We start from the raw sequence: 11,850 nt of genomic DNA, 5'->3' as shown, positions 1-11,850 counted from the left end.
CGTCGGATCCTCCTGCTCGTCGCCGTCCTCGTCGTCATGGCGGTGGTCGCCGTCGGGATCCTGGCGATCGGTGTGGTGCGACAGTCCTTCCCCGACACCACGGGCCAGCTCGCCATCGAGGGGCTCACGAGCTCGGTCTCGGTCCACCGCGACGCCCAGGGCGTCCCCACGATCTACGCCGACAATGCCAACGACCTGTTCCGTGCGCAGGGCTTCGTCAGCGCCCAGGACCGGTTCTTCGAGATGGACCTGCGCCGTCACGTGACGGCCGGGCGCCTGTCCGAGCTCGTCGGGAGCGCAGGCATCGACAGCGACAGGGCCATCCGGGCGATGGGGTGGCGCCGGGTCGCCGAGCAGGAGCTGCCCAAGCTCGCCCCGGAGACCCGTCAGTACCTCCAGGCGTACGCCGACGGTGTCAACGCGTACATCAAGAAGGCCGAGTCGCCCGAGAAGATGTCGCTGGAGTACACCGTGCTCGCGCGCCGCAACCCCAACTACCGCGTCGAGCCGTGGACGCCTGTCGACTCGCTCGCGTGGCTCAAGGCCATGGCCTGGGACCTGCGCGGCGACTACAAGGACGAGCTCGCGCGGGCCCGTCTGTCCCGCACGACGCGCTCGCTCAAGCAGGTCAACCTGCTCTACCCGCCCTATCCCGTCGACCGCAACCAGCCGATCCTGTCCCAGCAGGACTGGCAGCCGGCCGCGGCGCAGAGCGACCAGGCCGCCAGCCCCACGCCCGCCGCCCTCACGGCGCTGCGCTCCTCGGACGGGAGCGCGGCCGTCGACTCGGCGCTCGCCTCGGTGGACGCCGTGCCTGCGAGCCTCGGCCGCGGGGACGGCATCGGATCGAACTCGTGGGTCGTCTCCGGTGCCCGCACGACGACGGGCAAGCCGCTGCTCGCCAACGACCCGCACCTGGCCCTCGCGATCCCCGGCATCTGGGGGCAGGTCAACCTCCAGTGCCGCACGCTCAGCGCCGCGTGCCCGTTCCAGGTCTCGGGGTTCACCTTCTCGGGCCTGCCCGGGGTCGTCATCGGGCACAACGACAAGGTCGCGTGGGGCATGACCAACCTCGGCCCCGACGTCACCGACTTCTACCTCGAGCAGGTCTCGGGCGACTCCTACCTGCGCGACGGGGACAACGTGCCGCTCGTCAAGCGCCAGGAGACGATCAAGGTCGCCGGGGGCGCTGACGTGCCCCTGACGGTGCGCTCGACCGTGCACGGGCCGATCCTGTCGGACGTCGTCCCGGCCATCGACACCGCGGGCGACCGCAGCGTCGTGCGCGGGGCCCCGCAGTCCAGCCGGTATGCCGTGTCGCTCGCGTGGACGGCACTGACGCCCGGCACGACGGCCGACGCGATCTTCGCGCTCAACCGCGCGACGAACTGGTCGGACTTCCGCAAGGCCGCGGCCCTCTTCTCCGTGCCGTCGCAGAACCTCGTCTACGCCGACACGGCCGGCCACATCGGCTACCAGGCGCCGGGCAAGATCCCGGTCCGGCGCTCCGCGACGCCCGGTGCGCCCCCCGGCTTCTGGCCCTCGCCCGGCTGGGACTCGCAGTGGGACTGGAAGGGCTACGTCCCGTTCGACGACATGCCCAGCTCCTTCGACCCGGCAGAGGGCTTCATCGTCACGGCCAACCAGGCCGTCACGGCGAGCCCGACGCCGTTCCTCACGTCGGAGTGGGACTACGGCTTCCGGGCGCAGCGCATCCGCACGCTGCTCGCCGCGACGCCGAAGGTCTCACCCGAGACGATGTCGCAGATCCAGGGCGACACCCGTAACACCTACGCACCCGAGCTCGTCGAGCGTCTCCTGTCGGTGCAGGTCGACGACTTCACCGCCCAGGCCCAGCGGCTGCTGCGCGACTGGGACGGCAGCCAGCCCAACGACAAGTCCCGCGACGCGGCGTCGGCGGCGTACTACAACGCGGTGTGGAAGTACCTCCTCCAGTACACGTTCGACGAGCTCCCACCGGACATCGCCCCCGACGGCGGCAGCCGCTGGATGGTCGTCATGGAGCAGCTGCTCAAGGACCCGAAGAACGACTGGTGGGACGACAAGACGACGCCCGGGGTCACCGAGGGCTCCGGTGAGATCCTCAAGCGGGCTCTCGTCGAGGCGCGTCTCGACCTCGCCCGTGAGCTCGGCAAGGTCCCCGCGACCTGGCGGTGGGGACGCCTGCACCAGCTGGACCTCGAGCACCAGGTCATGAGCTCGGACGCCGTGCCCGGTGTCATCCAGAACCTCTTCAACCGCAACGACATCGAGCTCGGCGGCGGCAACTCCATCGTCAACGCCAACTCGTGGAACGCCTCGAAGCCCGGCTACGACGTGACCAACGGGCCCTCGATGCGGATGGTCGTCGACCTCGGCAACCTCGACGCGTCCCGTTGGGTCAACTCGACGGGTCAGTCGGGTCACGCCTACGACGACCACTACGCCGACCAGGTGGACGCCTGGGCGGCCAACGAGACCTTCGCGTGGCCGTTCAGCCAGGCCGCGGTCCGCGACGCGACCGACGACGAGCTGACCCTCGTGCCGCCGTCCGCGACGTCGTCCCCGTAGCTCGACGACCTGAGCTCGACCACCTGGGCTCCACCACCTGAGGGCGTATGCCGGGTGCTGGCCGCGTCAGCGCAGGCGCACGACGCGTCCGGTGGTCGTCACGTAGCCGTCGACGGGCACGTCGTGCGCGTCGGCCGGCAGGTCGGTGGTGCTCTGCTCACCCTCGTGCAGCAGGGTGACGACAGGAGTCGCGGGGTCGCGGTGCAGCAGGGCGCGGTCGTAGCAGCCGCCGCCCTGTCCGAGACGGGTGCCATGGGCGTCGACGGACAGGCCCGGTGTCACGATGAGGTCGCACGTGGCGAGGGTGTCGGTGCCGAGCCATCCCTGCCCGTCGGCGGCGTCCGGCCCGTGCCCACCGTGCCCACCGTGCCCACCGCGGCTCGGACGGCGCACCGTGGCCCGGTCGCCCGACGTGCCGGGCACGGCATACCTCCACTCGAGTGAGAAGTCGTCGAGCACGACGGGCACGACGACCTCGTGTCCGGCCGCTACGAGCGTCTCGACGAGGCGCCCGGTCGGCGGCTCGTCCGGCAGCGACTCGTAGACGGCGACCCGGCAGGGCTCGGGCACGAACCGCAGCACGGCCTCGGTGATCGCGGCGGCGGCCGCGTCGCGGGCGGCGTCGTCCATCGTGCGGGCGAGCTCGCGCCGCCGGGCGCGGGCGGCGTGACGCAGGTCACGCTTGGTGGCCGTCGTCATCGCAATCGGGTTCGCGAGACGGTCCGGACGCGCATGGAGCCCATCGTAAGGTGATGGCCATGAGTGACCAGGGCTTGCGCGCTTCCGTCGACCTGATGCGCCGGAGAGGCCTGGGCCCCGAGGCCATCAGCGTCTTCGAGCACTATTTCGAACAGCTGCAGGCGGGCGCGCTGGGCACCATCCCCGAGGACTCCATCGAGCCCCTGGGCGACATCCAGGCGCTGGGTGAGGTGAAGGTCGCCGACGACGAGGCGCGGGCGGCGCTGTCCAAGACCGCCGTCATCAAGCTCAACGGTGGTCTCGGCACCGGCATGGGCATGACGGGGGCCAAGTCGGCGCTCGAGGTGAAGGACGGCCTGACCTTCCTCGACATCATCGCCCTGCAGGTGCTCGCGCTCCGTGAGCGTTGGGACGTCGAGCTCCCGCTCGTGCTGATGAACTCCTTCCGCACGTCCGAGGAGTCGCTCAAGATCCTCGCGAAGTATCCCGACCTGCCGGTCCAGGGACTGCCCCTCGACTTCATCCAGAGCGCCGAGCCCAAGCTGCGGCCGGACGACCTGATGCCGGTCCAGTGGCCCGCCGACCCCGAGCTCGAGTGGTGCCCGCCGGGGCACGGCGACGTCTACGTCTCGCTCGTCACGTCGGGCGTGCTCGACGCCCTGCTGGAGAAGGGGATCCGCTATGCGTTCCTCTCCAACTCCGACAACCTCGGTGCGACGTGCGACCCCGACGTCGCGGCGTGGATGGTCGAGCACGGTCTGCCCTACGTCGCCGAGGTCTGCCGGCGGACCAAGAGCGACCGCAAGGGCGGTCACCTCGCGGTGCGCAAGTCGGACGGACGCATCGTGCTGCGCGACACGGCCATGGTGGCCGAGGGGGAGGAGAGGTTCTTCCGCGACATCAAGCGGCACAGCACCTTCAACGCCAACAACGTGTGGATCGACCTCGAGGTCCTGCGGGAGCGCATGACGGCCAAGCAGGGGGTCCTCGGACTCCCCATCATCGTCAACCGCAAGAACGTCGACCCGGCCGACCCCAGCTCGCCCGAGGTCATCCAGATGGAGTCGGCGATGGGCACGGCGATCGAGGTCTTCGAGGGGTCCGAGGCGATCCTGGTGCCGCGCACACGCTTCCGGCCCGTCAAGACCACGAACGACCTGCTCGTCATCCGGTCGGACTTCTTCTCCCTCGACGACGGCTACCACGTGGTCGCCACCGTCGACGGGCCCGAGCCCTACGTCGACCTCGACTCGGCCTACCGTTTCGTGCCCGGCTTCGAGAAGCGCTTCCCCAAGGGCGTGCCGTCGATGCGTGACTGCACCAGCCTGCGCGTCATCGGCGACCCCGTCTTCGGCCGGAACGTCCGCTGTGTCGGTGATGTGCTCATCGACGGCTACCGCCGTGTCCTCGACGATGCCGTGCTCGGCGAGCTGCCGGTGCCCGCGACGTCGCCCGCCGCGACGCCGCGCGACCTGCGCACCGTCGACGAGCACCTCAAGGCCATCCTCTCCACGCTCGAGCCGTCGCCGACCGAGTGGACGCGGCTCACCGAGGCCCTCGGCCTCGTCGTGGCGCGTGACGTCCGCTCGAAGGTCGACCTCCCCGGCTTCGACAACTCCTCGATGGACGGGTATGCCGTCCGCGCCGAGTCGCTCGCAGCCGCGGCTGACGCGCCGGTGCGGCTGCGCGTCGTCGGCGAGGTCGCCGCCGGTGACGACCCGGCCTTCTCGGTGGGCCCAGGAGAGGCAGCCAGGATCATGACCGGCGCCCCGATCCCCGAAGGCGCCGACGCGGTCATCGCGGTCGAGGACACGGACGGCGCCGCGAGCGGCGAGGTCGAGTGCCGGGCCTCGGTGCCGCGACACCGATACGTCAGGCCACGCGGCGAGGACGTCGCCTCGGGCACCGTCATCGTCTCCGCGGGCGAGGTCGTGGGTGCGCGCACCATCGCCCTGCTCGCGGCCTGCGGACATGCCGGCGTGGAGGTCCACCGCCGACCGCACGTCGTCGTGCTCTCGACGGGGACCGAGCTCGTCGAGCCCGGAGAACCCTTGGGGCCCGGGCAGATCCACGACTCCAACTCCTCGATGCTGTGGGCCGCGGCGGTCGGCGCCGGGGCGTCCGCCGAGGTGCGGGGCGCGGTCGGCGACTCGGAGAAGGACCTGCTCGCCGCCCTCGACGACATCGTGACCCGGGCGGACGTCGTCATCACCAGTGGCGGTGTGTCCATGGGCGCCTACGACGTCGTCAAGAGCGCGCTGCGCGGGAAGGGCATCGACTTCGTCAAGGTGGCGATGCAGCCGGGCAAGCCCCAGGGCTACGGCCTGCTCACCGGACCGGGCGGCAAACCGGTGCCGCTCTTCGCCCTGCCCGGCAACCCGGTGTCGTCCTTCGTGTCGTTCGAGGTCTTCGTGCGTCCGGCGTTGCGCCGCCTCATGCGGCTGACACCGGAGAAGCGCCGCCTGCGCCCGGCCACTCTCATCTCGGGCGTCGAGTCCTACGGCGGCCGGAGGCAGTTCGGCCGCGCCGTGGTGTCCCGCTCCGCCGAGGGCACGCTCGTCGCGGTGCCGGTGGCGGGTCAGGGGTCACACTTCGTCGCCGACCTCTCGAGGGCCAACGCCCTCTTCGTCGTGCCCGAGGACGTCACCGAGCTCGTCGCCGGCGAGGTCGTCGACGTCCTGCTCCTCGACAAGGAGATGTGATGACCGACCAGCCACCGCCGGCTCCGGCGCTGACCCACGTCCGCGCCGACGGGAGCGCGCACATGGTTGACGTGTCGGCCAAGGCCGTGACCGCGCGCCAGGCCAGTGCCGCAGGCAGGGTGCTGCTCAGCCCCGACGCCGTCGCCGCCCTCCGCTCCGGGCGGGTTCCGAAGGGCGACGCCCTCGCCGTCGCACGCATCGCCGGCATCCAGGCGGTCAAGCGGACGCCGGAGCTCATCCCGCTCGCGCATCCTATCGCCGTGCACGGCGTCGAGGTCGACGTCACGGTCGCCGACGACGGCGCCGACATCACGGCGACCGTGCGCACCGCGGACCGCACCGGCATCGAGATGGAGGCGCTGACCGCCGTGTCCGTCGCCGCGCTCGCCCTCATCGACATGGTCAAGGCCGTCGACAAGCACGGCCGCATCACCGACGTGCGTGTCACCGCGAAGTCCGGCGGCCGTTCGGGGGACTGGCATGAGTGAGGCCGCGGGTTCCGGCCTGGGCGAGGGCCCGGGCTCGGGCCGTCGGGCCGTCGTCGTCACGGTGTCGACCCGGGCAGCGGCCGGTGTCTACGCCGACCGGTCGGGGCCGGTCATCGTGGACCGGCTCCGAGGCTGGGGTCTCGAGGTCGGGGCCCCGGTGGTCGTCGCCGACGGCGACGAGTACGGCATGGCCCTGCGCGAGGTGCTCGCGAGCGAGCCCGACCTCGTGCTGACGACAGGGGGCACCGGCCTGACGCCCACCGACGCGACGCCCGAGCAGACCGCACCGCTGCTCGACCGGCTCGTGCCGGGCGTGGCCGAGGCGATCCGTGCGGCGGGAGTGGCCAAGGGGGTGCCGACGGCGATGCTCTCGCGGGGGCTCGCCGGTCTGTCGGGTCGCACCCTCGTCGTCAACCTCCCCGGGTCACGCGGCGGCGTCAGCGATGCGCTCGACGTGCTCGAGCCGGTCCTGGGTCACGCCCTCGACCAGATCCCCGGCAGCGACCACTGACGTGAGGATGCCGTGGCGTCCGCATCGCGACGGACGGGCCCGGTGGCCCGTCGTCCTGCGCGACGCGTCCGCCGACCCCGCCATCGTGCTGCGGCCGCTGAGGGTCGATGACGAGCGGGACTGGCAGCGCGTGCGACGGGACAACGCGGCATATGTCCAGCCGTGGGAGCCGACGCTCCCGCCGGGCTCGCCCGCGCGCACGCCGGTCTCGTTCCGGCAGTTCGTCCGCGATCTCGACACTGAGGCGAGTGCCGACCGGGCGATGCCCTGGTGCATCGAGGTCGGCGGGCGCATCGTCGGTCAGGTCCACCTCTTCGGCATCGTCCGGGCCGCGCAGCAGTCGGCGGCGGCCGGATACTGGCTGGACGAGGCGGTCACGGGGCGTGGCATCGCGACGCGCGCGCTCGCCCTCGCCGTCGACCACGCCCTCGGCCCGGGCGGGCTGCACCGGGTGGAGGTCAACATCCGGCTCGACAACGTGCCGTCGCTGCGGGTCGTCGAGCGTCTTGGCCTGCGCGACGAGGGGATCCGTCAGCGGTTCCTGCACATCGACGGTGCCTGGCGTGACCACCGGTCCTTCGCCGTCACGACGGAGGACCTGGCCGGTTCGACCCTCACGACCCGTCTGTCACAGGTGTAACACCAGCCTCTTGCGCGACACGCCTCGAATGTGCCGTGTCGTTACCGAACCGCGTCCTACCGTGGGTCACGTGCCTGTCAGCAGCCTCATCTTCGTCGTCATCGTGGCGATCTGGGCTGCCTATCTCGTGCAGCACTGGGCCCGCCGTCGCGAGGACGCTGCCGCCACGCGCTCCGTCGACGGGTTCACGCAGGCCATGCGCGTCCTCGAGAAGCGTCAGGCCCTCCCGGCCACCGAGCTGAGCACGCCGCGCCCCCACTCGTATGCCGTCAAGCCCGCCGGCGCCGGCCGTCCCACCGTGGACGTGAAGCGAGCGGTCCCTGCCGGCACGTCGCACCGGCACTCGCCGCTCGTCGCGCGACGCGGTGACGAGCGCGTCCTCACTGCCACCGTCCCGTCGGGCAACCGGCTGGATCCGGGCCACACCGACCACGCCCCCTACGCCGCCGAGGTGGACCGCATGCCCGAGTCAGCGAGCCGGACGAGCCACGGGGCGCAGCCTCGGTCAGGACGTCCGGTAGGTCGTCAGGCGGTTCCGGCTCCGGCTCGGGTCCCGTTGGCGCAGCGTCGAATTCGTGCCGTGTTGCTCCTTCTCTCCGTCGTCTGGGTCCCCGTCTCGATCGCGCTCACGGTCACCGGCCTGCTGATGTGGGCCTCGATCCCGTTCGCCGTGCTCACCGTCGCTGCCGTGCTCGTCTGGCTCAGGGCCGAGGCCCAGGCCGACCGGCTCCGCACCTCGGCAGACGCCGCCGAGACGGCCGGCGGCGGTCGCCGCGGCAAGCGCCGTCGTGACGGGCGCGCCGACTCCGGCCGGGGCCACGACTTCGCGCACCACGTGCCGGTGCTCTCGAGCGACGACACGCAGGTCATCCGCAGCACGCCCGTCCCGTCGCAGGTCACGGCGGCGTCTCCGGAGCCGCAGTCCCTCGTCGGCCAGCACGTCGAGCCCGGCGTCTTCGACGTGCAGGCGCCCGTCACGGGCGAGGTTCCGGTCGTCGAGGCAGAGGCGGCCCCGGCTGCCGAGGGCAGCTGGAGCCCGGTCCCCGTGCCGCGGCCGACCTACTCGCTCAAGGCCAAGGCCGAGCCGCGCTACACCGACACCGGCATCCCGGCTGACGTCTTCGACACGCCGGAGTTCGCCGAGGAGGCCGAGGAGCTCGACGACCGAGCCCTCTTCGCCCGCCGCGCCGTCTCCCAGTGACGCTCTAGCCGCAGCCGTCCGTAAGGGCCTCGCCCCACCGTCGAGAGGCCTTGTCGCCACACCTGTCTCGCATGACCGTGGGGCCGCTCGCGCTGCGAGCGGCCCCACGGTCACGCACGGGAGTGGGAGAGCGCGCCCCACGGCATACGCCATGAGGCATACGACCCCCGCCCTCGGGTCAGGCGTTGGCCGGTGCTCCTCCGTCGTCGGCGGACGCTTCCAGCTCGCGGTCGAGCTCACGCTCTGACTCGTCGCTGAAGAGGTGCTTGCCGACGGCGTTGAGGACCGCCGCGAACGGCACGGCGACGAGGGCGCCGACGATGCCGGCGATGATCGAGCCGGTCGCGATCGCGAGGATCACGGCGAGCGGGTGGACGCTGACGGCCTTGCCGAGCAGGAACGGCTGGAGCACGTGCGACTCGAGCTGCTGCACGCCGATGACGACGGCCAGCATGATCAGGGCGACGCCGGGGCCGTGCGCGACGAGAGCGAGCAGGACCGCGACCGCACCGGAGAGCAGCGCGCCCACGATCGGGATGAACGCCAGGATGAAGACGAGGACGCCGATCGCGAAGGCGAAGGGCACCTTGAGGATCGCGGCGCCGACCGAGATGCCGACCGCGTCGACGAACGCCACGATCATCGTCGCACGCACGAAGGCCGACAGCTGCTGCCAGGCGATGAGGCCGGAGGAGTCGACGCGTGGGCGGGTCGCGCGAGGGAAGAGCCGCACGACCCAGCCCCAGATGCGCGGGCCCTCGTAGAGGAAGAAGAAGAGCGAGAAGAGGGCGATGAACAGCCCCGCCAGGAAGTGCGTGGCGGTGAGGCCGACCGAGGTCGCGGTGTCGCCCAGGTTGCCCGACTCGCTGACCTTGTCGCGGACCGTGTTGAAGTACTGGTCGAACTGGGCGTCGGTGATCTTGAAGGTCGTGCGCACCCAGTCTCGGATGCGCTCCAGGCCGGTCGCCACCTGGCTCGTCAGGTCGGAGAAGCCGCTGCTGAACTGGGTGCCCACCAGCGTGAAGAGCGCGCCGATGAGCAGGATCGTGCCGAGCAGGGTGAGGCCGGCGGCCGCGCCCGGCTTCATCGACCGGTGCAGCCAGTTGGCGATGGGACGCAGCAGCGCCGTCAGCAGGATGGCGATGGCGACCGGCACGATGATCTCCGAGACCGAGCGCACGGTGAGCGAGAGCAGGTAGATGGCTGCGCCGATGAGCAGCAGCCGCCAGGCCCACTCGCTCGCGACCCGGATGCTCGGTGGCACGGCTGCAGCCTCCACCCCGGACAGCTCGCTCGTCGTGGTCGGGGTGCGGTCCTCGCGCCGGTGCGCGTCGGCGCCGTCGTGGGTGGGGACGGGCAGGGTCGCGTCGATAGGCGCGCCGGAGGGGGTGGCGTGGTTGTCGGTCACGACCACACCGTATGCCGCGTGGCGGGCTTCCGGTGGATCACCCGCCGCGGTCCGCGCCCCGCTGGCTGCCGCGGCGTCACGATCGAGCATCGTGTCGGGGCGTGACGGTGCGGGTCGGGCCGCAGGGCGGAACACTCCCGATGTGACGACGTTCTGGCAGAAGGCGCCACCGCTGCGTGAGCCCTTGCGTCGTCGTGCTCGCTGGTCGCGGCCCGCAGCCGTCGTCGTCGTGGGGTCGGCGATCGTGCTCGTGGCGCTCATGGTGATCTCGGTCGTGGGCCTGTGGGCCTATGCGAACCACGACCGTCCCGAGCTCATCGACCGGCCGGGTGTCGTGGCTGTCGTGGAGCACGGCTGCGCCCGGCTCCGCGCCGAGCTCGCCTCCCACCCTGTGCCGACGGGCGCACCGCCGTCGGTGCGCGCTGCGACCATAGCGGCGCAGGACGAGGCGATCCGCGACTTCGTGGCCCACGTGCGCACGCTCGATGCGGACACCCGGGCCGACGACCTGCCCGTCGACACCTGGCTGGCCGACTGGGAGCGTCTGGCCAGTGCCCGCGACGACGTCGCCGACGCGCTGAGCCGCGGCACGCCTGCCGCCCTCGTCGTGCCGCGCGACCACGGCCGCGCGGTCACGAGCCGGATGGCTGCGGTGGGCGTCTCCTGCGTCGACCTCGGCCGCCTCGTGCGGCTGACCTGACGGGTCTGCGTGCGTAGGCTCCTGGCATGAGCGGAACCGACAGTGGGCGTCCGTCCCTCGCCGTCACCGGTTCGACCGGTTGGCTCGGAGGCCTCGTCGCACGGGACCTGGCCGGGCGCGGGGTCGCGCAGCGGTTGCTGGTGCGGGATCTGGCGCGTGCTCCAGAGCTGCCGAGTTCGGTTGCGGCACAGTGCACCTACCGGGACGGCGTCGCGGCCCGAGCTGCTCTCGAGGGTGTCGAGACGCTCTTCATGGTCTCGGCGGCGGAGAACGAGGACCGGCTGGCCGAGCACCGCGCCTTCGTCGACGCAGCCGCGGCGGCCGGCGTGCGTCACGTGGTCTACGTGTCGTTCTTCGGCGCGGCACCCGACGCTACGTTCACGCTCGCCCGTGACCATGCCGCCACCGAGGAGCACCTCCGGGCCTCCGGCATGGACTGGACCTTCCTGCGCGACAACCTCTACCTCGAGTTCATGGACCAGATGGTGGGTGACGACGGCGTGATCCGCGGCCCCGCGGCCGAGGGCCGGGCGGCGGTCGTCTCGCACGCCGACATCGCACGCGTCGCGGCGGTCGTGCTGCTCGACCCGGCCTCCCACTCCGGCGCGACGTACGACCTGACCGGACCGGAGTCCCTGACCTTCGCCGAGATGGCCGAGACGATCACCGACGTCACCGGTCGGCAGGTGCACTTCCACGACGAGACCCTCGAGGAGGCGTATGCGTCACGCGCGGTCTACGGGGCACCGGACTGGCAGGTCGACGCCTGGGTGTCGACCTACACCGCGGTCGCGGCGGGCGAGCTCGACGGGGTGAGCGGTGACGTCGAGCGTCTGACCGGACGCCGCCCGACCTCGTTGCGCGAGTACCTCGAGTCGCGGCGCGACTCGAGGTGATCCCGGCAGCCGGGTGAGGGCCGGTAGGACCTCG

Annotated in this window: 10 protein-coding genes; 8 read left to right on the top strand and 2 right to left on the bottom strand. The window is 71.8% G+C overall.

What is annotated here, in order from left to right; all coding sequences use genetic code 11:
* The first annotated feature begins 36 nt into the window (after window positions 1-36).
* Complete coding sequence (locus ABD831_RS21535) at window positions 37-2,571, top strand: penicillin acylase family protein (RefSeq protein WP_344952004.1); 2,535 nt, start codon at window positions 37-39, stop codon at window positions 2,569-2,571.
* Between the two features lie 66 nt (window positions 2,572-2,637).
* Here the strand turns inward: ABD831_RS21535 and ABD831_RS21530 are convergent, their stop codons facing one another.
* Window positions 2,638-3,270 carry a 5-formyltetrahydrofolate cyclo-ligase gene (locus ABD831_RS21530; RefSeq protein ID WP_344951936.1) on the bottom strand — a complete coding sequence of 211 codons (633 nt, stop codon included), beginning with the start codon at window positions 3,268-3,270 and terminating at the stop codon, window positions 2,638-2,640.
* 59 nt (window positions 3,271-3,329) lie between these two features.
* Between ABD831_RS21530 and ABD831_RS21525 the strand changes: the two genes are divergently transcribed.
* The 5 genes from ABD831_RS21525 to ABD831_RS21505 all read left to right on the top strand — a co-directional run bounded on the left by ABD831_RS21525 (window position 3,330) and on the right by ABD831_RS21505 (window position 8,812).
* Entirely contained in the window at window positions 3,330-5,972 is a 2,643-nt protein-coding gene (locus ABD831_RS21525) for a UTP--glucose-1-phosphate uridylyltransferase (protein ID WP_344951933.1), read from the top strand.
* On the top strand, window positions 5,972-6,460 hold the full coding sequence (moaC, locus tag ABD831_RS21520) for a cyclic pyranopterin monophosphate synthase MoaC (RefSeq protein ID WP_344951930.1): 489 nt from the start codon (window positions 5,972-5,974) through the stop codon (window positions 6,458-6,460). Before ABD831_RS21525 ends, moaC begins: the two co-directional genes overlap by 1 nt.
* Window positions 6,453-6,971, top strand: coding sequence for a MogA/MoaB family molybdenum cofactor biosynthesis protein (locus ABD831_RS21515; protein WP_344951927.1), 519 nt, complete (start codon window positions 6,453-6,455; stop codon window positions 6,969-6,971). Before moaC ends, ABD831_RS21515 begins: the two co-directional genes overlap by 8 nt.
* A 7-nt stretch (window positions 6,972-6,978) precedes the next feature.
* Window positions 6,979-7,611 carry a GNAT family N-acetyltransferase gene (locus ABD831_RS21510; protein WP_344951924.1) on the top strand — a complete coding sequence of 211 codons (633 nt, stop codon included), beginning with the start codon at window positions 6,979-6,981 and terminating at the stop codon, window positions 7,609-7,611.
* Between the two features lie 70 nt (window positions 7,612-7,681).
* Window positions 7,682-8,812, top strand: coding sequence for a hypothetical protein (locus ABD831_RS21505; RefSeq protein WP_344951921.1), 1,131 nt, complete (start codon window positions 7,682-7,684; stop codon window positions 8,810-8,812).
* Between the two features lie 178 nt (window positions 8,813-8,990).
* Here the strand turns inward: ABD831_RS21505 and ABD831_RS21500 are convergent, their stop codons facing one another.
* On the bottom strand, window positions 8,991-10,220 hold the full coding sequence (locus ABD831_RS21500) for an AI-2E family transporter (protein WP_344951918.1): 1,230 nt from the start codon (window positions 10,218-10,220) through the stop codon (window positions 8,991-8,993).
* A 142-nt stretch (window positions 10,221-10,362) separates the two neighbouring features.
* Here ABD831_RS21500 and ABD831_RS21495 point away from each other — a divergent pair, with 142 nt between their 5' ends.
* Together ABD831_RS21495 and ABD831_RS21490 are read left to right on the top strand one after the other, a co-directional pair.
* Window positions 10,363-10,920 (top strand): hypothetical protein, encoded by a 558-nt coding sequence (locus ABD831_RS21495; protein WP_344951915.1) that lies wholly within the window; start codon window positions 10,363-10,365, stop codon window positions 10,918-10,920.
* A gap of 26 nt (window positions 10,921-10,946) precedes the next feature.
* Entirely contained in the window at window positions 10,947-11,816 is an 870-nt protein-coding gene (locus ABD831_RS21490) for an SDR family oxidoreductase (RefSeq protein WP_344951912.1), read from the top strand.
* Window positions 11,817-11,850: the final 34 nt, after the last annotated feature.

The sequence above is a fragment of the Terrabacter ginsenosidimutans genome (genome assembly GCF_039539425.1).
GTDB classification, from domain to species: Bacteria; Actinomycetota; Actinomycetes; order Actinomycetales; family Dermatophilaceae; genus Terrabacter; species Terrabacter ginsenosidimutans.
Note: the sequence above shows the minus strand (reverse complement) of the source record. Positions and strands in the feature narration are given on the sequence as shown.

Bases quoted from the DNA above. Each gene is read 5' to 3' on its own strand.
- ABD831_RS21490 (WP_344951912.1), top strand. From the start codon at position 10,947: ATGAGCGGAACCGACAGTGGGCGTCCGTCCCTCGCCGTCACCGGTTCG.
- ABD831_RS21515 (WP_344951927.1), top strand. From the start codon at position 6,453: ATGAGTGAGGCCGCGGGTTCCGGCCTGGGCGAGGGCCCGGGCTCGGGC.
- ABD831_RS21510 (WP_344951924.1), top strand. From the start codon at position 6,979: ATGCCGTGGCGTCCGCATCGCGACGGACGGGCCCGGTGGCCCGTCGTC.
- ABD831_RS21530 (WP_344951936.1), bottom strand. From the start codon at position 3,270: ATGACGACGGCCACCAAGCGTGACCTGCGTCACGCCGCCCGCGCCCGG.
- ABD831_RS21525 (WP_344951933.1), top strand. From the start codon at position 3,330: ATGAGTGACCAGGGCTTGCGCGCTTCCGTCGACCTGATGCGCCGGAGA.
- moaC (WP_344951930.1), top strand. From the start codon at position 5,972: ATGACCGACCAGCCACCGCCGGCTCCGGCGCTGACCCACGTCCGCGCC.
- ABD831_RS21535 (WP_344952004.1), top strand. From the start codon at position 37: ATGGCGGTGGTCGCCGTCGGGATCCTGGCGATCGGTGTGGTGCGACAG.